17 protein-coding genes are annotated in these 18,894 nt (G+C 70.1%); 12 read left to right on the forward strand and 5 right to left on the reverse strand.

From position 1 onward, the window contains the following. Positions 1 to 33: 33 nt before the first annotated feature. A complete protein-coding gene (locus FCH28_RS23185) occupies positions 34 to 1,371 on the reverse strand; it encodes an MATE family efflux transporter (protein WP_136742032.1) in 1,338 nt (445 codons plus the stop codon). A 464-nt stretch (positions 1,372 to 1,835) separates the two neighbouring features. Between FCH28_RS23185 and dnaB the strand changes: the two genes are divergently transcribed. Next, the gene (dnaB, locus tag FCH28_RS23190; protein WP_136742033.1) at positions 1,836 to 3,305 is read left to right on the forward strand and encodes a replicative DNA helicase; all 1,470 of its coding nucleotides are present in this window, start codon (positions 1,836 to 1,838) and stop codon (positions 3,303 to 3,305) included. Positions 3,306 to 3,366: 61 nt separating this feature from the next. Here the strand turns inward: dnaB and FCH28_RS23195 are convergent, their stop codons facing one another. Continuing rightward, positions 3,367 to 4,308, reverse strand: a complete 942-nt coding sequence (locus FCH28_RS23195; RefSeq protein ID WP_136742034.1) for an MBL fold metallo-hydrolase — start codon at positions 4,306 to 4,308, stop codon at positions 3,367 to 3,369. Positions 4,309 to 4,614: 306 nt separating this feature from the next. On the opposite strand from FCH28_RS23195, the gene FCH28_RS23200 reads away from it, so the two are divergent. The 6 genes from FCH28_RS23200 to FCH28_RS23225 all read left to right on the forward strand — a co-directional run bounded on the left by FCH28_RS23200 (position 4,615) and on the right by FCH28_RS23225 (position 11,186). Beyond that, the gene (locus tag FCH28_RS23200) at positions 4,615 to 5,076 is read left to right on the forward strand and encodes a carboxymuconolactone decarboxylase family protein (RefSeq protein ID WP_136742035.1); all 462 of its coding nucleotides are present in this window, start codon (positions 4,615 to 4,617) and stop codon (positions 5,074 to 5,076) included. A 101-nt stretch (positions 5,077 to 5,177) separates the two neighbouring features. Continuing rightward, positions 5,178 to 6,329, forward strand: a complete 1,152-nt coding sequence (locus FCH28_RS23205; protein ID WP_136742036.1) for a DNA polymerase III subunit beta family protein — start codon at positions 5,178 to 5,180, stop codon at positions 6,327 to 6,329. A gap of 50 nt (positions 6,330 to 6,379) precedes the next feature. Then, the gene (locus FCH28_RS23210; RefSeq protein WP_136742037.1) at positions 6,380 to 7,075 is read left to right on the forward strand and encodes a hypothetical protein; all 696 of its coding nucleotides are present in this window, start codon (positions 6,380 to 6,382) and stop codon (positions 7,073 to 7,075) included. Between the two features lie 132 nt (positions 7,076 to 7,207). Beyond that, positions 7,208 to 8,743, forward strand: a complete 1,536-nt coding sequence (locus tag FCH28_RS23215) for a serine hydrolase domain-containing protein (RefSeq protein WP_136742038.1) — start codon at positions 7,208 to 7,210, stop codon at positions 8,741 to 8,743. A 180-nt stretch (positions 8,744 to 8,923) separates the two neighbouring features. Further along, positions 8,924 to 10,054 (forward strand): pyridoxal-phosphate-dependent aminotransferase family protein, encoded by a 1,131-nt coding sequence (locus FCH28_RS23220; protein ID WP_169314226.1) that lies wholly within the window; start codon positions 8,924 to 8,926, stop codon positions 10,052 to 10,054. Positions 10,055 to 10,421: 367 nt separating this feature from the next. After that, positions 10,422 to 11,186 (forward strand): TetR/AcrR family transcriptional regulator, encoded by a 765-nt coding sequence (locus FCH28_RS23225; protein ID WP_136742040.1) that lies wholly within the window; start codon positions 10,422 to 10,424, stop codon positions 11,184 to 11,186. Between the two features lie 10 nt (positions 11,187 to 11,196). On the opposite strand, the gene FCH28_RS23230 is transcribed toward FCH28_RS23225, so the two are convergent. Beyond that, positions 11,197 to 11,649 carry a GNAT family N-acetyltransferase gene (locus FCH28_RS23230; protein WP_136742041.1) on the reverse strand — a complete coding sequence of 151 codons (453 nt, stop codon included), beginning with the start codon at positions 11,647 to 11,649 and terminating at the stop codon, positions 11,197 to 11,199. A 110-nt stretch (positions 11,650 to 11,759) separates the two neighbouring features. Continuing rightward, positions 11,760 to 12,245 carry a MarR family winged helix-turn-helix transcriptional regulator gene (locus tag FCH28_RS23235; protein WP_136742213.1) on the reverse strand — a complete coding sequence of 162 codons (486 nt, stop codon included), beginning with the start codon at positions 12,243 to 12,245 and terminating at the stop codon, positions 11,760 to 11,762. 220 nt (positions 12,246 to 12,465) lie between these two features. Here FCH28_RS23235 and FCH28_RS23240 point away from each other — a divergent pair, with 220 nt between their 5' ends. Continuing rightward, positions 12,466 to 13,686 (forward strand): MFS transporter, encoded by a 1,221-nt coding sequence (locus FCH28_RS23240; protein ID WP_136742042.1) that lies wholly within the window; start codon positions 12,466 to 12,468, stop codon positions 13,684 to 13,686. Between the two features lie 78 nt (positions 13,687 to 13,764). Beyond that, positions 13,765 to 14,223 carry a GlcG/HbpS family heme-binding protein gene (locus FCH28_RS23245; protein WP_136742043.1) on the forward strand — a complete coding sequence of 153 codons (459 nt, stop codon included), beginning with the start codon at positions 13,765 to 13,767 and terminating at the stop codon, positions 14,221 to 14,223. A 16-nt stretch (positions 14,224 to 14,239) separates the two neighbouring features. Here the strand turns inward: FCH28_RS23245 and FCH28_RS23250 are convergent, their stop codons facing one another. Next, on the reverse strand, positions 14,240 to 14,794 hold the full coding sequence (locus FCH28_RS23250) for a DUF2269 domain-containing protein (RefSeq protein WP_136742044.1): 555 nt from the start codon (positions 14,792 to 14,794) through the stop codon (positions 14,240 to 14,242). A gap of 134 nt (positions 14,795 to 14,928) precedes the next feature. Between FCH28_RS23250 and FCH28_RS23255 the strand changes: the two genes are divergently transcribed. The 3 genes from FCH28_RS23255 (at position 14,929) to FCH28_RS23265 (ending at position 18,892) form a co-directional block, all read left to right on the forward strand. Continuing rightward, positions 14,929 to 15,564 (forward strand): HAD family hydrolase, encoded by a 636-nt coding sequence (locus tag FCH28_RS23255; protein ID WP_136742045.1) that lies wholly within the window; start codon positions 14,929 to 14,931, stop codon positions 15,562 to 15,564. A 450-nt stretch (positions 15,565 to 16,014) separates the two neighbouring features. Beyond that, a complete protein-coding gene (locus tag FCH28_RS39355; RefSeq protein ID WP_136742046.1) occupies positions 16,015 to 17,973 on the forward strand; it encodes a globin domain-containing protein in 1,959 nt (652 codons plus the stop codon). Positions 17,974 to 18,064: 91 nt separating this feature from the next. Next, positions 18,065 to 18,892 carry a pyridoxamine 5'-phosphate oxidase family protein gene (locus FCH28_RS23265; protein ID WP_136742214.1) on the forward strand — a complete coding sequence of 276 codons (828 nt, stop codon included), beginning with the start codon at positions 18,065 to 18,067 and terminating at the stop codon, positions 18,890 to 18,892. The last annotated feature ends 2 nt before the right edge of the window (positions 18,893 to 18,894 follow it).

Below are 18,894 nucleotides of genomic sequence, written 5' to 3' on the forward strand. Positions count from 1 at the left end.
TTATCGACAGGCAGTTCGTTGTTACGGGGCGGTTCAGCGGGAGGCCCCGGTCACAATCCACCGGCCCGACCGGGTGCGCAGCCACAGTGTCAGCATGCGCACGGTCATCATCAGCGTCATGGCCCACCAGAGGGCGACGAGTCCGCCGCCGAAGGCCGGTACGGCCAGCGCCACGGGTGCGAACAGGGCGAGCGTCACGACCATTGCCCAGGCGAGGTACGGCCCGTCCCCGGCCCCCATCAGGACGCCGTCGAGTATGAAGACGACTCCGGAGATCGGCTGGCTGACCGCGACGACCAGGAGCGTGGTCAGCAGGGGGCCCTGCACGGCGGGGTCGGCGGTGAACAGCGGGATGAACAGTGGCCGGGCGAGCGCGACCAGGATGCCCAGGACCACGCCGGAGGCGATGCCCCACTGCACCATGCGGCGGCAAGCGGCCGTGGCGCCCTCCCGGTCCGCAGCTCCGAGATAGCGCCCTATGATCGCCTGCCCGGCTATGGCTATGGCGTCCAGAGCGAAGGCCAGCAGCTGCCAGAGGGTGAGTACGATCTGGTGGGCGGCGATCTCGGCGTCGCCGAGCCTGGCGGCCACGGCGGTGGCGATCATCAGCACGGCGCGCAGTGAGAGGGTGCGGACCAGCAAGGGGAGGCCGGCCTGCGCGGAGGCGCGGATACCCGCCGCGTCGGGGCGCAGCGAGGCCCCGTGCCGCCGGGCGCCGCGGACCACCACGACGAGGTAGGCGGCGGCCATGGCGCACTGGGCGATGACGGTGCCCCAGGCGGAGCCCGCGATGCCGAGGCCGGCGCCGTAGACCAGCCCGATGTTCAGTACGGCGTTTCCGGAGAATCCTCCGATGGCCACGTACAGCGGGGTCCTGGTGTCCTGGAGGCCGCGGAGTACGCCGGTGGCGGCGAGGACGACGAGCATCGCGGGGATGCCGAGGGCGCTGATGCGCAGATAGGTCGTGGCGTACGGGGCGGCGGTGCCGGATGCGCCGAAGGCTTCGACGAGCCACGGGGCGGTGGGCAGCACGGTCGCGATGACGGCGGCGCCGAGGAGGAGGGCGAGCCAGATGCCGTCCATGCCCTGGCGGATGGCGGCGGGGAGGTCGCCGGCGCCGACTCTGCGGGCGACCGCCGCGGTGGTGGCGTAGGCGAGGAAGACGAAGACGGAGACAGCGGTGGTCAGCAGGGCGGCGGCGACGCCGAGGCCGGCGAGCTGGGGGGTGCCGAGGTGGCCGATGACGGCGCTGTCGACCATGACGAAGAGGGGTTCCGCGACGAGGGAACCGAAAGCCGGCAGGGCGAGTGCGATGATCTCGCGGTCGTGGCGGCGGGCGGTGCGCCGCCGGGTCGCGGGAGCCAGTGTCATGCGGGCAATCTAATCTTCCACAGGTAAGAGATGCAACCGTGATGCAGTCCTTACTTTCCGCTGTGCGGAGTTGGCTTCCGCGGGTCGTTTGCCACGATCTTGAACCGGTTGCGAAAGTTTTTCTCCCCCACAGCCTATGGATGAGAAAACCGCAGGTCAGAGGGGTGTGGACGGGCTGATTGTGTGCTTGTCCACAGAAGTTTCCCCCGTGCCGTGCACAGGATCAGGGGACTTCTCCACAGCTATGGGCCGGTCATCCACATGGCCTGTGGATAACCAGATTGGCGGACGGTGCCGGCGGGCCTACCGTGGTCCGGCACCCGCCGCCTGTTCCGGCCTGAGAACTCGTCCGAACTCGACGCGCCGTAACCGGAGTCGGGCGTCTCGATTGTCAGAGCTGTGCCGTAAGAAAGAAGAGCACAGCAAGGTCCGCGTCGCGGACGGGAGGAGGTGCCGGGGTGAGCATGCCCGAGCCCATGGAGGACCCCTGGGCGGACTCCGGTCCGAGCGACCGGCTGCCGGCCCCCCGCTCCCGCCGAGGCGACGGCAAGGGCCGCGGCCGCGGTGACCGACCGGACCGCGACGAAGATGGCGGCTCCTGGGCCGGCGGCTTCGAGCGGGTGCCCCCGCAGGACCTGGACGCCGAGCAGTCCGTGCTCGGCGGCATGCTGCTGTCCAAGGACGCCATCGCGGACGTCGTCGAGGTGCTCAAGGGCGAGGACTTCTACCGCCCGGCGCATGAGCTGGTCTTCCAGGCGATTCTCGACCTGTATGCCAAGGGCGAGCCGGCCGACCCGATCACCATCGCCGCGGAGCTGACCAAGCGCGGGGAGATCGCGCGGGTCGGCGGCGCCTCGTATCTGCACACCCTCGTCCAGTCCGTGCCGACGGCCGCGAACGCCGAGTACTACGCCGAGATCGTCCATGAACGGGCCGTGCTGCGCCGCCTGGTCGAAGCGGGCACCCGGATCACGCAGATGGGATACGCGGCGGACGGCGACGTCGACGAGATCGTCAACAGCGCCCAGGCGGAGATCTACGCCGTCACCGAGCAGCGGACCAGCGAGGACTATCTGCCGCTCGGCGACATCATGGAGGGCGCCCTCGACGAGATCGAGGCGATCGGCTCTCGCCAGGGTCAGATGACGGGTGTGCCGACCGGCTTCACGGACCTGGATTCGCTGACGAACGGTCTGCACCCGGGCCAGATGATCGTTATCGCGGCCCGTCCCGCCATGGGTAAGTCCACCCTGGCGCTGGACTTCGCGCGCGCCTGCTCGATCAAGAGCAATCTGCCGAGCGTGATCTTCTCCCTCGAAATGGGGCGCAACGAGATCGCGATGCGCCTGCTGTCCGCCGAGGCCCGGGTGGCGCTGCATCACATGCGCTCCGGCAGCATGACGGACGAGGACTGGACGCGGCTGGCGCGCCGGATGCCGGATGTCTCCGCCGCGCCGCTCTACATCGACGATTCGCCGAACCTGTCGATGATGGAGATCCGCGCGAAGTGCCGCCGTCTCAAGCAGCGCAACGAACTGAAGCTTGTGGTCATCGACTATCTGCAGCTGATGCAGTCCGGTGGCTCGAAGCGCGCCGAGAGCCGCCAGCAGGAAGTTTCCGATATGTCCCGAAACCTCAAGCTGCTGGCCAAGGAGCTGGAGCTCCCGGTGATCGCGCTCTCCCAGCTGAACCGTGGCCCCGAGCAGCGCACGGACAAGAAGCCGATGGTCTCCGACCTTCGTGAATCCGGTTCGATCGAGCAGGACGCCGACATGGTCATCCTGCTGCACCGCGAGGACGCCTATGAGAAGGAGTCCCCGCGTGCGGGCGAGGCCGACCTGATCGTGGCGAAGCACCGTAACGGCCCCACAGCGACGATCACCGTGGCGTTCCAGGGTCACTACTCGCGGTTTGTGGATATGGCGCAGACGTGAGCTGAGCTGATTCGGGGCGTCGACGGCCGATCGGGACTGCTGCTGCCGTTGCCGCTGTTGATCACCAGCGCACGGCCGTGAAGTCGACGGGGCGAGGCTTCAGCGCTCGGGTGCGAGCGGTCAACGCCCGGATGCGCCGCGCCATTTCGGTGGCAGGCAGGCGTTTTCGGTCGCCGTGTCCGGGGAGCAGCCACTCGAAGCGGAGCCGGTCGGCGGTACGGACCAGTGAGGCCGCCAGTTCTTCGATGGAGTACCAGGTGACGCTCTCGGTCACCTCGATGTCGTCTGTGGTGCGTGACCAGTAGAAGCTGTCGCCGCTGAAGCAGTACCGCTCGTTGGCGACGTAGAGCACGCTTCCCCTGGTGTGGCCCGGGAGCGGATGGGCGAGTACGCCGTCGGCGATTTCGACGGTGTCGGTGCCGCGCAGGATGCGATCCGCTTGTGGCGCGGCGTCAAGGTCGCCTTCGTGGATCCACAGCCGGGCTCCGAAGCGGTCGGCATAGCGGCGGCCGTGTGCCGCGTGGTCCCGGTGTGTGAGGAGTACGTCGGTGATGGAACCGAGGCTCGCGTACCGGGTGGCCAGCGGATCACTCCAGCGAGGCGTGTCCACCATCATCAGGCTCCCCGAAGGTCGCCGCAGGAGGTAGGAGTTGGCCCCTGCGGTGTGTGGAGAGTTGTGCCCGCAGAGGAACACGGTGTCGTCGAGGCGCAGGGGGAAGGGGTCCAGCGCCGGGGCCAGCCGATGGGAGGAATGCCGGATGGAGCGGGAGGGGCAGGCGAACGCGGCGGCGTGCAGCCGGCGCTCTTCGGCCTCGCTACGCGGCTGGCGCAGGATTTCGGAGCGTCCGCCGACCTCGCCGACTAACTCCGGCGCGAGTTGCCTGGCGACGTCGCAGTTTGTGCAGCGATCGTCGACGTACCAGCCGGCTCCTTGGGGATCGGTCGTCGTTCTGCGTGCGGTCCCAGCGGCGGGTGTGGGGTGGTCGGTGGGCGCGTTGCTCACGGGTGGCTGACTCCTTATGCGGCCTGTGTGCCGGTGACTCGTGGAACCAGGGGTATCTCGGGGGCTGAGAAAAGTGGAAGGGGGATCGGCCCTTGTTTCTGCCGGTTGCTGCCGCTCTCCGGTGGGGTGAATTGTCTCTCGTGTGGCAAATGGCGCTGATTTGAGACGGCGGACGATAGCGTTCAGAGAATTTGGTGTGCCTCGCCCGGTCACACTCCCCCGTCGCGATCCGTCAGTGCGGTGACGGACTTGTTGATGCCGCCGCATCAGACGGCGGCACCGTGACGACATACGAGGTGAACAACCATGCAGGCACGTATGAAGAACCCGGCCGTGATCATCCCCGAGGCCATGAAGTCCCTCCTGGACCTGAGCAAGACGGTCAGGAAGGCCGGCGTTCCCCAGACGACGATCGAGCTGGTCCAGCTGCGCGTGAGTCAGATCAACGGGTGCAGCGTCTGCGTGGACGGGGACGCGCGCAGTGCCGGGAAGGCCGGCGTCAGCGACGAGCAGCGTTTCGCGGTCGCGGCCTGGCGGGACACGCCCTACTTCACCGATGCCGAACGTGCCGCGCTCGCCCTCGCCGAGGTCGCGACCCGGCTCGCCGACAGGCCGGAGCCCGTACCGGACGCGATCTGGGACGAGGCCGCCAAGCACTTCAGCGAGCAGGAACTGGCGGGCCTCACCCTGGCCATCGGCATCACCAACCTCTTCAACCGCCTCAACGTCACCACCAGGCAGATCGCGGGCCCGCAGCCCTGGGAGTGATGTCAGGAGGCCGGGCGCGCCGGGAGTCGATGCGCCCCGCGCGCGGCCTCCGAGGGGGTCGCTTTGACCTTCAGGCTGGTTGAAGCTCCACAATCCCGTTCATGGACGACACCGAAGAGCTGTTGAGCATCGGCGCGTTTGCCCGGCGGGCCGGTCTGACGCCGAGTGCCCTGCGGTTCTACGACGACTGCGGGGTGTTGCGGCCGGCTCGGGTGGATGCCGCGACGGGGTACCGGTACTACGCGGCGGGCCAGGCGGCCCGTGCTGTGCGGCTGCGGCGGTTGCGGGCGGCCGGGCTGCCGTTGGTGGATGTGGCGGTCGTTCTGGACGGGGCGGAGGAGGCGGCGCGTGACGTGCTCCGGGCGCATCTGGAGCGCACACGGCGGACGGCGGACGAGGCGCGGGCAGTGGTCGATGGGTTCCTGCGCGAGGTGGCGGCGGACGGGGGAGGCCGCGGGGTCCCGGGGCGTGCTCGGGTCGGCGGTGCTGAACTCGCCAGCGCGGTACGGCAGGTGGCACCCGCGGCGGCGGTCGGCGCGGCGCGGGAGGAGTTTCCGGTGCTGGGCGGTGTGCTGCTCGAACTCGTCGACGGTGAGGTGCGGTTGGTCGCCACGGACCGCTTTCGACTGGCCGTACGGGTGCTGGCGGCCGCGGATTTCGAGGGTGGGCCGCAGCGGGTGCTGATCGGCGTGCCGGCGGCGAGGGACCTGGCGGAGTGGGCGGTACGGCAGGTGTCGGTCGATTTGGAGTGCGCGGGGGACGCTCGCGGGCTTCGGGTGCGGGGCGGCGAGGGCTGCCGCGAGGTGCCGGAGGGCTGCGGCGACGGTGGCGGGGCGACCGGGGCGTTCCCGGATTACCGGTTGGTGCTGGAGGGGCTGGAGACCGGGCCGCACCGCATCGTCGTCGATCGCGGCGGACTGCTGGACGCGGTTTCCGGGCGCGCCGGTGTGGTCACGCTGGCTGTGGGCGTCGGTGATGCGGCAGGTCACGACGTAGATCACGAAGCAGATCACGAGCTTGAGGTGGCGGGCGGGGAGCGGGACGCCGTCCGGCTGCGGGCGGTTCGCCTGGGGCCGGCGCTGCGGATCGCCTTCGACCCCGCCGTACTCGTGCCCGTACTGGAGGCCGGTGTGGGGCCCGATGTGCTGCTGGAGATCGCCGCGACGGACCGGCCCGTCGTGGTCCGGTCCGCTGACCAGGGGAGTTTCACGACGTTGGTGATGCCGGTGAGGGACGGCGCCGGGGCCGGTTGAGCGTCATGAGGGGGCGCGGACGACGACCGAAGGCTGATGAGGGGAAACGAATGGATCCGGAACTGCCCGTTGTACGACTGTGCGTTGAGGGCATGCAGGCCGAGGCGGCGGGGCGGCCCGAAGCGGCCCGAGGGCTCTTTCAACGGGCCTGGGACATCGCGGCCGACGATTACGAGGCATGCATCGCCGCGCACTATCTCGCGCGGCACCAGAGCACGCCCGAGGACACACTGCGCTGGAACCAGGAGTGCCTGGACAGGGCGGATGCGGTGGGCGACGAGCGGGTGCGGAGCTTCTATCCGTCGTTGTACGTGAACATGGGGCAGGCCTACCGGGCGCTCGGCCAACCGGCCCTGGCATATGGGTTCTTCGAGCGGGCGGCGGAGTGCGCGGGCGAGGCGCCGGCGGGGCAGTACGGCGACTGGAACCGGTTCGCGATCGCCGAGGGCCTGCGGGACACGGCATCGGCGGCGGCGGATTCCGAGGAAGCGGGCGAGGCCGGCGCGCGACGGACCGTCGAGGAGGACATCGACAGGGGTGTGCGGGAGCTGTTGGCGCGGTGGTGCGCGCGGGCCGATCTCAAGGCCCTCGGTCTGACACTGCCTGCCTACCTCGGGTACCTGGGCACCGACGAGGACCGGCTGCGGCTGCGGACCGCGCTGCACTCGGTGCATGCGGCCGGCTGGCTGCCGAAGGACGAGCAGCAGGGCCTGGGTGAGGCGATAGCAGCGCTCGCGCAGCGGTGACGGGGGGAGGGAGAGCGGCGCGGCCGAGGGCAGGCGGGCGGTGGCGCTGGCATCGGGGGCGGTGGTCGGGAGAGGGTGATCGACGGTGGGCCGCCGCCCGCCCATGACCTGGACCGGCCGTCGAGGAGCGCCATGACCATTGCACCGTCCGCGGAGTCCCACGAGCCCGAACCGCGGGAAGCGGGGGCGCCTGATGCCCGGAACGCCAGGGTGCCCGACGTTCGGGCGGCTGCGGAAGGCGATGCCGGGGAGCCGGCGCGGAGGCCCGCCGGCGGCGGGGCTGTCGAAGCGCCTGATGCGTTGGTGGAGCTGCTGCCGCAGACGCGCCGGGAGCTGCTGCGCCGGCTGGCGGTCGGGCAGACCCAGGGTCGGGCGCCCTCGATGATGGGCGCGGTCGTCCGCGGTGGTCGAGCGGTGTGGACGGGCGCCCGGAGCGCGGTGGACGGGGAGGTGCCGCACGGCGATGTGCAGTACCGGATCGGCTCGCTCACCAAGACGTTCGTGGCGGTGATGGTGCTGAGGCTGCGCGACGAGGGGTTGCTGCGGCTGGAGGATCCGATCGGCAGGCATCTGGAGGGCACTCCGGTGCCGGACGCCACGATCGCTCAACTGCTCGCGCACAGTTCGGGGTTGGCGGCCGAGACGCGAGGACCGTGGTGGGAGCGGACGCCGGGCGAGCTGCGGCCCGAGCAGGGCGATCTGTTCGGCGAGCGGCCGGTTGTCCTCCCGGCCGGACGGCGGCATCACTACTCCAATCCGGGCTATGCGCTGCTGGGCGGGCTTGTTGAGCGGCTGCGGGGCGGCGCGCCATGGGGAGAGGTACTGCGGCGCGAGGTGCTGGAGCCGCTGGGCATGGACCGTACGACGCTGCGGCCGCAGATGCCGCACGCGGGCGGCTGGGCGGTACACCCGTGGGCCGACGCGCTGCTGCCCGAACCGGCGCAGGACACCGGACTGATGGGCCCGGCCGGTCAGTTGTGGTCCACGCTGGACGACCTCTGCCGCTGGGCGGCGTTCCTGCTGCGGGGCGATGAGCGGGTGCTGGGTGAGTCGAGCGTCGCCGAGATGCGGACACCGGCGGTGCCACCGGAGGGCGACGGCTGGGAGGCGGGATACGGCCTGGGGCTTCAGCTCGTACGCCGGAACAGGCGGCGGCTCGCGGGGCATACCGGCTCGATGCCGGGATTCCTGGCGGCGCTGTGGATCGACGTCGAGGAGGACGTCGCCGGAATCGCCCTGGCCAACTGCACCTCGGGGCCCGCCGTCAGTGCCGTGGCGGCCGACCTGCTGGAGATCGTGGCCGACCGCGAGCCGCGGATCCCGGAGCCTTGGCGTCTTCTGCCCGGCCCCGTGGACCAGGAACTGCTGGGGCTGACCGGGCCCTGGTACTGGGGCGCGAACCCGTTCCTGCTGCGGTTGAAGGCCGGGCGCGGGCTGGAGCTGGAGCCGCTGTCGGGGGCGGGGCGGGCCTCGCGGTTCCGCGCGGAGCCGGACGGCACCTGGACCGGGCTCGACGGTTACTACGCGGGGGAGACACTGCGGGTGGTGCGCGCCGAGGATGGATCGGTGAGCCATCTGGATCTGGGGACCTTTGTCTTCACCCGCGGACCGTACGAGCCCTCGGGACCCGTGCCGGGCGGGGTGGACGCGGAGGGCTGGCGGGTCTGAGGGCACGTAAGGGCAGGGCGGTGCCCGGACGGAGCCGCCCGGCCCGAAGACGCAGGTGGCGGTCGCGCAGCGGATGCCGGATCGTGCCGTAAGGGTTCTGGGCGGACGTACAGTCGAACGAGTTGTCAGGAGCCGCCCCGGCGGGCGGCTCGCCACCGCTGGAAGGCCACTGTGACTGTCGTGACCGCGAACGCCGACACCCCGGTTCTGCTTGACCTGCCGCCGCTCGATGCGGCCCGCTTCGCGCGGATCGAGGACAAGGTCGCCGCGCTGCTGCGTACCCGCTGCGATGTCGTGGCGATGCAGGGCGAGGCGCTGCTGCCGCTGGAGGCATGTATCCGCTCGGCCGTACGGCCCGGCAGCACCGCACTCAACATCATCACCGGCCCGTACGGCGAGACGTTCGGCGGCTGGCTGCGCTCCTGCGGCGCGAAGGTCGTCACGATTTCCGCGCCCTTCACCGGGGCGGTGAGCCCGCAGCAGGTGGCGGATGCGCTGCGCGAGTACCCCGAGATCGACTTTGTGAGTCTGGTGCACGCGGAGGCGGCGACCGGCAACACCAACCCGGTCGCCGAGATCGGTGCGGTGGTCCGTGCGCATGGCGCCCTGCTGATGCTGGACGCGGTCGCATCGGTGGGCGCCGAGCCGTTGCTCACCGATGAGTGGGGCGTGGATCTGTGTGTGATCGGCGGACAGAAGGCGCTGGCCGGGCCGGCCGGTGTCTCCGCGGTGTCGGTCAGCGCCCGTGCGTGGGAACGCATCGCGGCCAATGAGCAGGCCCCGCGTCGCTCGTATCTCTCGCTGCTGGACTGGAAGGAACGCTGGATCGACGGCGGGCGCACCGCTCTGCCGCATGCTCCGGCGCAGCTGGAGATGCTCGCCTTGGAGCAGGCCGTGGACCGTATCGAGGCCGAGGGGCTGGACGTGGTCATCAGGCGGCACCGAGCGGCCGCCGCAGCGGTCCGTGCCGGCGTCAGGGCGCTCGGCGGGCCGACGCCCTACGTGATCAGGGACGAGGACGCGGCGCCGGCGGCGACGACGCTTCGTGCTCCGACGGACCTGGACGCCCGCGAGGTGGTGACCGCCGCGCTCGTCGCTGATGCCTCGGTGCCCCTCCAGGCCGCTGCGGGCGCGCTGGCCAAGGAAATGATCCGGGTGAATCACTACGGTCGTGCCGCGGACCGCGGTGTGGTGCTGGCCTCGCTGGCGGCGTTGGCCGCCGGTCTGCGGGCGCTGGGTGCGGAGACCGATGAGGGCGCGGCGGCCGTAGCGGCGGGCGCGGCGTGGGATGAGGTAGTTGCCGCGCGTTGAGTGGCGTTGCCGACGAAGCCCCGGGGTGGGGCGGTGTTTCACGTGAAACACCGCCCCACCCCTTTGTGTTGGCGCCCTTGTGTGGGCACCACGGGCCTGGCGGTGCGGGCCGAGCAATGTTTCACGTGAAACGACGAAGCGGTGTTTCACGTGAAACGGAGCGACGCCGGGTCCTGGGGGACGGGCTTCACGATGAGGCCGCGAGTACGGGTGGAGGGCCACGCCGCGGTTGCCAAGTTCCCTCAGGCGGCCACGTCGACCCCGCGTGCTGCTCCGCACTCGTGTTTCAGGCCTCCCGTAGAATCGGAATGAGTGGCCCGTTTACCTTCCGGGTGCGCGGAGGCGGTCGTTTTCAGGAGGCTTGAGGGTGTCGGACGGCAGGGCGGCTCCCTCGCGTGCGGACGCACGGCGCAATCGCGCCCTGGTGCTCCAGGCGGCTCGATCTGCCTTTGAGGAACAGGGGTTGGGGGTCCCGCTCGGGGAGATCGCGCGTCGTGCGGGAGTCGGCGCGGGCACCGTTTATCGCCATTTCCCTTCCAAGGAAGCTCTGTTCAGGGCATCCATCGTGGACCGGATCCGGCTGTTCACCGATACCGCAAGGGATTTGGCCGATGCAGAGGACGCCGGTGGGGTGTTCTTCCGCTTCCTGGCGTCGGTGGTACGGCTGGCCGCTCGCGACAAGGGGCTGTGCGACGCCCTGGAGGCGGCCGGCGTATCGGACGGCGAGACGCAGCGGGTACCCGAGCGGGACTTCGGGGAGGCGCTGGGCGTGCTGCTCGTCCGGGCTCAAGAGGCAGGCGCGGTGAGGAAGGACGTCGGGTTGGACGATGTCCGTGCGCTGCTGGTCGGGTGCATGTCGATGGAGCGGCGGCGGACGGACGCGGGGGGCGCGGCGGGGGCGCCGGGCAGGATGACGGCGTTGATGTGCGACGGGCTTCGGGCCGGCCGCACCGTAACGAAACTTCCGGTCCAAGCGGCGGCTCGTAACGAAACGCGGTGTGGGGAGTGCGGCGCGCCGGTCGTGGCGGCGGCCACCGGCCGGCCCGCGCGGTACTGCGGTGGGGCCTGTCGGCAGAAGGCGCACCGGGCACGTGGACGGGCTCGCGGCGGCATTCCGGGGCCCCGCCGCTGAGCCGGGACCGTCAGAGCTGGAGCTTGAAGCCCAGGTGGGAGGCCTCGAAGCCGAGTCGCTCGTAGAAGCGGTGCGCGTCTATACGGGTCGCGTCGGACGTGAGCTGCACCAACTGGCAGCCGAGCGTGCGGGATTCGGCGACGGCCCACTCGATCAGCTGGGTGCCCAGGCCGCCGCCCCGCTCGTCGGCGTGGACCCGGACGCCCTCGATGATCGAGCGGGTGGCGCCGCGCCGGGAGAGCCCCGGGATGACCGTGAGCTGAAGGGTGCCGACCGTACGCCCGTCACGGACCGCGACGATCAGATGCTGGTGCGGGTCGGTGGCCAGGACCTCGTACGCGGCGCGGTACGGGGTCAGGTCGTCCGGCGACTCACGGGCGGCGCCGAGCGGGTCGTCGGCCAGCATCGCGACGATGGCGGGCAGGTCGTCCTCGGTCGCGCGGCGTATCTCGATATCGCTCATGGGCGAGACCCTATGCCGTGCCAACGAGGGGGCGTTGGCCATGCTCCAGGAGATCCGCATGCCGTGCACCGGTAGCCCACACGCTCGTACGCCGCTCCTGGGCAGCCGGGTTATGCCGACGGCGCGAGCGTCTCGACGGCGGTTACCAGCGGTGCCAGTTCGGGGCGCTTCGCGGCCTCCGCAAGCGCTTCGCGGAGCGCGGTGTCGTGGGTGGGCCGCGCCTCTTCGAGGAGGGCCAGTCCATCGGGGGTGACGTTGGTGTAGATGCCGCGACGGTCGTCGGGGCACAGGTAGCGCGAGAGCAGACCGCGTTCCTCAAGGCGGGTGACCAGGCGGGTCGTGGCGCTCTGGCTGAGGACGACCGAGTCCGCGACCTGGTGCATCCGTAGATGTCCGCCAGGGCCGTCGTGCTGCTCGCTGAGCACGTTGAGGACGGAGAACTCCCGGACGCTGAGGTCGTGCCCTGCCTGTAGGGCGCGCTCGATGTGCGACTCGATCCGGCCGTGCAGGGCGGAGAGTGCGCACCAGCCCTGGGCGAGTCCCCGGGCGGGCGCCGACTGCGTCGACTGCGCCGGCGGGCAGACGCCGTCCGCCATGAAGCCGGGGTCCGCCTTGATGTCAGGCCCTGCCTGCGCGGCCGGTGCGCCTGCCACCTGTGGCGTCTGGTGCGTCTGCGGCGTCATGGAAGACCTCCTCATGGGGCGTACGAACCAGGATAGGCCACAGGCGAAATAGCCCGCGCTTGCAATTAAATGCGTCTGCAATTATTGTGGACGCTCGTAAGAGACGGACGCAAACATCTGAAAGGGATCCGTCATGCCTCTCGCGCTCCTGGCGCTCGCCATAGGTGCCTTCGGGATCGGAACGACCGAGTTCGCGGTCATGGGCCTGCTGCCCGACATGGCGGCCGGCTTCGGTGTGTCCATCCCGCTCGCCGGTTACGCCACCACCGTCTACGCCCTGGGCGTGGTGGTCGGAGCCCCCCTGATGACCGCACTCGGCACGCGCTTCACCCGCAAGCAGATGCTGATGCTGCTGATGGGTCTGTTCATCGCGGGCAATCTGCTCACGGGGCTGGCGCCCAACTTCGGGATCATGCTGGCCGGGCGGATCGTCGCCGCGTTCACGCACGGCGCGTTCTTCGGCATCGGCGCCCTGGTGGCCGCCGACCTCGTCGCGCCCCAGAAGCGGGCCACCGCCATCTCTCTGATGTTCAGCGGTCTGACCGTCGCCAACGTGGTGGGCGTACCGGCCGGCACCATGCTCAGCCAGGAGTTCGACTGGCGTACGACGTTCTACGCCATCACCGCGCTCGGGGTGATCGGCCTGCTGGGCATCGTGAAGCTCGTCCCCGCACAGCGCGCGAAGGCCGCCGCCCCCATCGGCAGCGAGCTCGCGGTCTTCCGCAACCCGCAGGTCGGCCTGGCGATGCTGATGACGATCCTCGGCTTCGGCGGTGTCTTCGCGGCCGTCACCTACCTCGCCTCGATGATGACCGAGGTCACCGGCTTCGCACCGTCCTCCGTCATCTGGCTGACGGCCGTCTTCGGACTCGGCATGGTCGGCGGCAACCTGATCTCCGGCCGCTTCACCGACCGCGCCATGATGCCGATGCTGTACATATCGCTGACCGGTCTGGCGCTGGTGCTGGCCGCGTTCACCTTCACCGCGCACAACAAGGCCGCCGCGACCGTCACCGTCGCGCTGATCGGCTTCTTCGGCTTCGCGACGGTGCCGCCGCTGCAGAAGCGGGTGATGGACCAGGCCGCCTCGGCGCCCACCCTCGCCTCGGCGGGCAATATCGCTGCCTTCAACTTCGGCAACGCGCTGGCCTCTTGGCTCGGCGGGATCGTGATCTCGGCCGGCCTCGGCTTCACCGCGCCCAACTGGGTCGGTGCGCTGATGACGGTGGCTGCGCTCGGTGTGGCGATCTTCGCCTCCGTTCTGGAGCGGCGCTCCGCGGGGCGTGGCCAGGTGGTGGCCGCAGGCGGCCCGGTCGAGAGCGCCGACGTGCCCATACCGGCGGCGCAGAGCTGAGCCCCGCCCTGACCGAACCGGCCTTCACCACCGCACTCACCGGAACCACCGCACCAGCCACCCCGCAAGGAGCCCCCCATGAGCACCACCGCCCCCACCACCACGGCTACCTCCACCGCCGCCGCTGTCCGTCCCCTCACCAGCCGTGATGCCGATGGCCTCATCGAGGCCGCGCGTGGGGCCGCCGAAGGCCTCGGAGTGCGTGGCAGCGTCACCGTTCTGGACGCCGGCGGGCATCTGCTCGGGTTCCGGCGGGACGACGAGGCCGTGCTGATCTCAGGTGAGACCAGCACCCGCAAGGCGTACACCGCTCTGCAGCTGGACGCGCCGACCGCCGACCTCGTCGATCTCGTCCGGCCCGACGGGCTGTTTCACTCGCTGCCCACCGCGCTGGACCGCCCGCTGCTCTTCATCGCGGGCGGGGTGCCGCTCCACCGGGACGGCCGGCTGGTCGGCGCGATCGGCTTCGGGGGCGGTGCCCCGGAGCAGGACCACCGGATCGCCGCCACGGCGATAGCGGAGGCCGAACTCGTCTGACGGCGAGCCCGCCACCTCATCCCTGGCCAACACGCTCGCTCCTGCTCCGCCCCCGGATCTCGCGGGCTCGGGCCGACTGTGTCTCGCGCAGTCGGCTGCCGCGTTTGGTCAGGCCCCAGGGCTTGAGGACGGAGATCGCGGTGATGAAGAGGTAGGTGGCCGTGGCCACCGAGGGAGCGACGACGAGGCTGATGTCGGGGGTCGGGGTGCCGGCGGCGGCTTCGTCGGCGAGGTGGTCGATGCCCGGCCGGAGCGAGAAGACCGACAGCAGCACCGTGACAAGGGTCAGCCAGAACTTGGTGTAGACCCAGCGGTGCCTGGCCAGTCCCCATGAGGTGCCCAGGGACAACACCAGCCCGCTGAGCAGCGAGACCAGGGCCACGGGGATGACCAGCCAGTCGCCGAAGATCTTCATCGCGCGGTAGGCGACCGCCGCCATCTCGGGGGAGCCTGTGGTGTAGCCGGTGATGCCGAGCGTGAGCAGCCCGAGCGTGAGCCCGAGCCAGCCGACGGATACGGCGACATGGAGGACGAGGGTGGCCCGGCGTGCGGGGCGGCTGAGCTGTGGCATGTGTTCCACGGTGGCCGGTGGGGCCGGGCGGTACATCTGACGGCGGGAGTATCCCCGCGTACGCGGCGGCGAGTACGAGCGCCGTACGACGGTACTCCGGCGGCATCCACCGGCCACCCCCTAGGCTCCGGCCTATGGGGAAGCTGCATTTGTTCGATATGGACGGGACCCTGCTCTACGGATCCGCCGCCGCCATCGAGATCTCCCGCCAGCTCGGCCTGGACCGGGAGATCGCCGAGTTGGAGCGCGCCTTCGCGGCGGGTGAGCTGACGCCGCCGCGGTTCGCGCAGCTGGCCTGCGATCTCTGGGCGGCCGAGCTGACCGACGCTCTGGTGGCGGCGGCGTTCGAGGGGGCGCCGTGGCTGGCCGGGATCCAGGAGGTCTGGGCGGACATCCGGGCGCGTGGCGAACGGTGTGCGGTGATTTCCCTTTCACCGGGCTTCTTTGTGGAACGCCTGCTGACGTGGGGTGCCGATGCCGCGCGCGGTTCGCGCTGGCCGGCCGTGCCGTTCAGGGAACCGGTGGAGCCGGCCGGCATCCTCTCGCCGTCGGCGAAGGTGCGTATTGCCGACGAACTCTGTGCGCAGTACGGGCTGACTCGCGACGATTGCGTGGCATACGGCGACTCCATGTCAGACACCGAGCTGTTCGCGGCCGTTCCGGCGTCGGTCGCCGTGAATGCGGATCACCATGTCAGTGATCTGGCCTCCTATGCGTACGCGGGGCGTGATCTACGCGAGGCCTACGAACTGGTGCGTACTGGCGAGTAATTAATAGCTTTCTACGGCGGATTCGTCCGCTGTATGTACGGAAAACGCGCTCTGTGGGGAGGATCACGGATATCAGGGGGACCGCGTGAAGTGTTCCAAGATCAGGGCTTGTGGATTCAAGTACTGCCGGTATGGTCGAGTCCGGTTCGGCGGGAGCGAGGGCTTCCGCGGGTCCGCGAAAGGCATCAAAGCCTGCCAGCCTAGCGGCGAAGCGGCCCGCGACACCCGGACTTCCGACTATTTGTCCGTTGCGATGCGCGGGGGGTGGCAGGGTGTTGGGACGGCATCTGCACCCATTACTGAAGAGGCGTGAGATTTTGTCCGCTTTACGCGGTGTTGCCGGAGTAGCTTAAGTCGATTAAGAATTCCGGGGCGGACGGGGGAATTCCGGGCAGTTCCGATCTGCGGAACTGTGAAGACGACCGAAAGACGTTCGAGGCGAGGCAGACCATGGACGCTCCGACCACCACGTCGGCCGATAGCGGCTCTTCTGACGGCAACAGTGGCGCTTGGGGTTGGTTCACTCCTCCGTCGAAGAAGTCCTCCGCGGAACAGCAGGAGCGACAAAACGGCCAGGATGGCCAGGGCGGCCAACAAGATCAGGACGGCCGGGGCGATCCGAACGACGGGAACCAACGGAACGCCGGGAACTCGTGGAATGGCCAGGACGACCGGGAACGGATACCCAGCCGGCCGGTCAATCCGATTCGTCCGGTAGGCACCGCAGCCGAGCGTGAGCGCGTCCCGGAACCGCGGCAGGGGCAGCAGCCGCAGCAGCCCCCACAACAGGACCCGCGGCAGGACTCGGCAGCGTGGCCTGGGACGGGCGGTGGAGCCGCCGCCCGCATCTACGCCGGACCGCCGCCCGGCGGCCCCTCGTACGCCGAGCAGTCGGCCCCCTCCGGTCATGCCGCGCCGCGTCGGGATCCCGAGCGCCCCTGGGAGCGTGAGGCCGTACGGGAACGCGACTTCGGCGGCAACCCGGAGCCCGCGCCGGAGCTGGCTTCCCCGTTCGACCCCATACCGGTGTCCGAGCCGATCCGCGAGCCCGAACCCGTACACCAGTCGGCGCGTGCCGCAGGAGCTCCCACCGGCGCCGCAGCCACCGGCACCTCGCCCGGCACAGGATCGGCCGCCGCCACCGCCTCCTCCGCGCCCTCAGCCCCCTCCGTCTTCACACCCGCGGAGCGACCGGCTGCCGCAGAGCGCGCTTCCACCGCAGAGCCCACGCTGGAAGCGGTCGAAGCATCGGCCTCCTCCGCGACTCCCGCCTCGCCCGACGCGATTCTCATCCGCCGCACCATGGCCGAAATCGAGCCCATCGCCGACAAGGTGACCTCGTACTTCTACGCGCTGCTCTTCGTCCAGCACCCCGATCTGCGGGCGCTGTTCCCCGCCTCGATGGACACCCAGCGCGACCGGCTGTTCAAGGCGCTGCTCACCGCCGCCAAGCACGTGGACGACGCCGATGTGCTCACCGAGTACCTCTCGCACCTCGGCCGAGGTCACCGCAAATACGGCACGCTGCCCGACCATTACCCCGCGGTCGGCGAATGCCTGCTCGGCGCGCTCTCGCGGTATGCGACGTCCAGCTGGGACCCGGAGACCGAGGCCGCGTGGGTGCGCGCGTACACCGCGGTCTCGCAGATCATGATCGACGCGGCCGCCGAGAACGAGGCGGTCGCGCCCGCCTGGTGGCAGGCCGAGGTCGTCTCGCACGAGCTGCGGACGCCGGACATAGCCGTGGTGACGGTGCGGCCCGACCAGCCGTACCCGTTCCTCGCCGGGCAGTACACCAGCCTGGAAACGCCCTGGTGGCCGCGGGTCTGGCGGCACTATTCCTTCGCCTCGGCGCCGCGCTCCGACGGCCTGCTCTCGTTCCACATCAAGGCGGTACCGGCCGGCTGGGTGTCCAACGCCATGGTCCACCGCGCCCGCCCCGGCGACGTCATCCGGCTGGGAGCCCCGGGCGGCTCCATGACCGTCGACCACACCACCAGCAACGGACTGCTGTGCGTGGGCGGCGGCACCGGCATCGCCCCGATCAAGGCCCTCGTCGAGGATGTCGCGGAGCGCGGCGCCCGGCGTCCTGTCGAGGTCTTCTACGGCGCGCGCAGCGACCACGACCTCTACGACCTCGACACCATGCTGCGCATGGAGCAGAGCCACCCGTGGCTGTCGGTCCGTCCGGTCGTCGCCACGGGACCGCCCCCGAGCGGGATGAACTGCGTAAGTGGTCAACTTCCGGACGCCGTGCGCCAATACGGACCTTGGCGGGAGTACGACGCATATCTCTCCGGGCCGCCCGGACTTATCCGCAGCGGCGTGGACGCATTGGTGGGTGTCGGAATACCGTCCGAACGCATACGGCACGACTCCATAGAAGAGCTGGTCTCGACAGGAGATTGAGGTCTTGGCTGCACAGGGTGGGAACGGTCGGAGTGGGGACGATCGGGGGACGCGGCGAGCCGCGCGCCCCGGGAGCGACGGTGAGCACTTGGTGCAGCAGAGACTCGGCACGACCGAGCGTGCCGACCGTTTTTACGAGGACCAGGTCCTGGACCATCTCAACGTCCGCATGCGGGAGTTCGTGGGCCGTCAGGAGATGTTCTTCCTGGCCACGGCCGACCGGTACGGCGAATGCGATTCCAGCTTCCGCGCCGGGCCGCCCGGCTTCGTCCAGGTGCTGGACGAGCGGACGCTGGCGTACCCGGAATACCGTGGCAACGGTGTCATGGCGTCCGTCGGCAATATCGCGGAGAACCCGCGACTGGGTCTCCTGATGATCGACTTCACCCGTGAACGCATCGGGCTGCACATCAACGGGCGGGCGCGGGCGGTGCTGGACGAGGAGATGCGGGCCGGCCATCCCAGCCTGCCCGTCGACCCCGTGCCCGGGCGGCGTGCCCAGTTGTGGGTGATGCTCCAGGTCGAAGAGGCGTACATCCACTGCGCCAAGCACATCCCGCATCTGCAGAAGGTCCCCGCCATGCAGCGCGGCGCGCGCGCCTGGGGCACCGACGATTTCAAGCGCAAGGGCGGCGACTTCTTCGGCGCGGCGGCCGAGGCGGACGCCCGCCCGCCTTTCCGGCGCGAGGAGCGCAAGAGCGAGGACGTGACCATGAGCGCTGACGTGACTGTGAACGCTCAGGACGCCGACGGAATCGATACTGCGGGGAGCGGCCAGGCAGGGCGGGACTCGCCGGCGGAGGCCGCCACGGGGAATCTGAACGAGGAGTTCCTCGACAGGGTCGAGCGGGTGCTCGCCCGCGCCGAGCCGCGGCAGCCCGCGGACGACGATCCCGAATTCCGTGGCTGGTTCACCTGAGG

Origin of the sequence: Streptomyces piniterrae, from assembly GCF_005048155.1 — a bacterium.
GTDB classification, from domain to species: domain Bacteria; phylum Actinomycetota; class Actinomycetes; order Streptomycetales; family Streptomycetaceae; genus Streptomyces; species Streptomyces piniterrae.

What these genes read in the sequence shown, in the direction of transcription:
- FCH28_RS23250 (WP_136742044.1), bottom strand. Translation starts at nt 14,794, where the DNA reads ATGCCACAGCTCAGCCGCCCCGCACGCCGGGCCACCCTCGTCCTCCAT.
- FCH28_RS23230 (WP_136742041.1), bottom strand. Translation starts at nt 11,649, where the DNA reads ATGAGCGATATCGAGATACGCCGCGCGACCGAGGACGACCTGCCCGCC.
- FCH28_RS23185 (WP_136742032.1), bottom strand. Translation starts at nt 1,371, where the DNA reads ATGACACTGGCTCCCGCGACCCGGCGGCGCACCGCCCGCCGCCACGAC.
- FCH28_RS23215 (WP_136742038.1), top strand. Translation starts at nt 7,208, where the DNA reads ATGACCATTGCACCGTCCGCGGAGTCCCACGAGCCCGAACCGCGGGAA.
- FCH28_RS23245 (WP_136742043.1), top strand. Translation starts at nt 13,765, where the DNA reads ATGAGCACCACCGCCCCCACCACCACGGCTACCTCCACCGCCGCCGCT.
- FCH28_RS23235 (WP_136742213.1), bottom strand. Translation starts at nt 12,245, where the DNA reads ATGGCGGACGGCGTCTGCCCGCCGGCGCAGTCGACGCAGTCGGCGCCC.
- FCH28_RS23205 (WP_136742036.1), top strand. Translation starts at nt 5,178, where the DNA reads ATGGACGACACCGAAGAGCTGTTGAGCATCGGCGCGTTTGCCCGGCGG.
- dnaB (WP_136742033.1), top strand. Translation starts at nt 1,836, where the DNA reads ATGCCCGAGCCCATGGAGGACCCCTGGGCGGACTCCGGTCCGAGCGAC.
- FCH28_RS23200 (WP_136742035.1), top strand. Translation starts at nt 4,615, where the DNA reads ATGCAGGCACGTATGAAGAACCCGGCCGTGATCATCCCCGAGGCCATG.
- FCH28_RS23210 (WP_136742037.1), top strand. Translation starts at nt 6,380, where the DNA reads ATGGATCCGGAACTGCCCGTTGTACGACTGTGCGTTGAGGGCATGCAG.
- FCH28_RS39355 (WP_136742046.1), top strand. Translation starts at nt 16,015, where the DNA reads ATGGACGCTCCGACCACCACGTCGGCCGATAGCGGCTCTTCTGACGGC.
- FCH28_RS23240 (WP_136742042.1), top strand. Translation starts at nt 12,466, where the DNA reads ATGCCTCTCGCGCTCCTGGCGCTCGCCATAGGTGCCTTCGGGATCGGA.
- FCH28_RS23255 (WP_136742045.1), top strand. Translation starts at nt 14,929, where the DNA reads ATGGGGAAGCTGCATTTGTTCGATATGGACGGGACCCTGCTCTACGGA.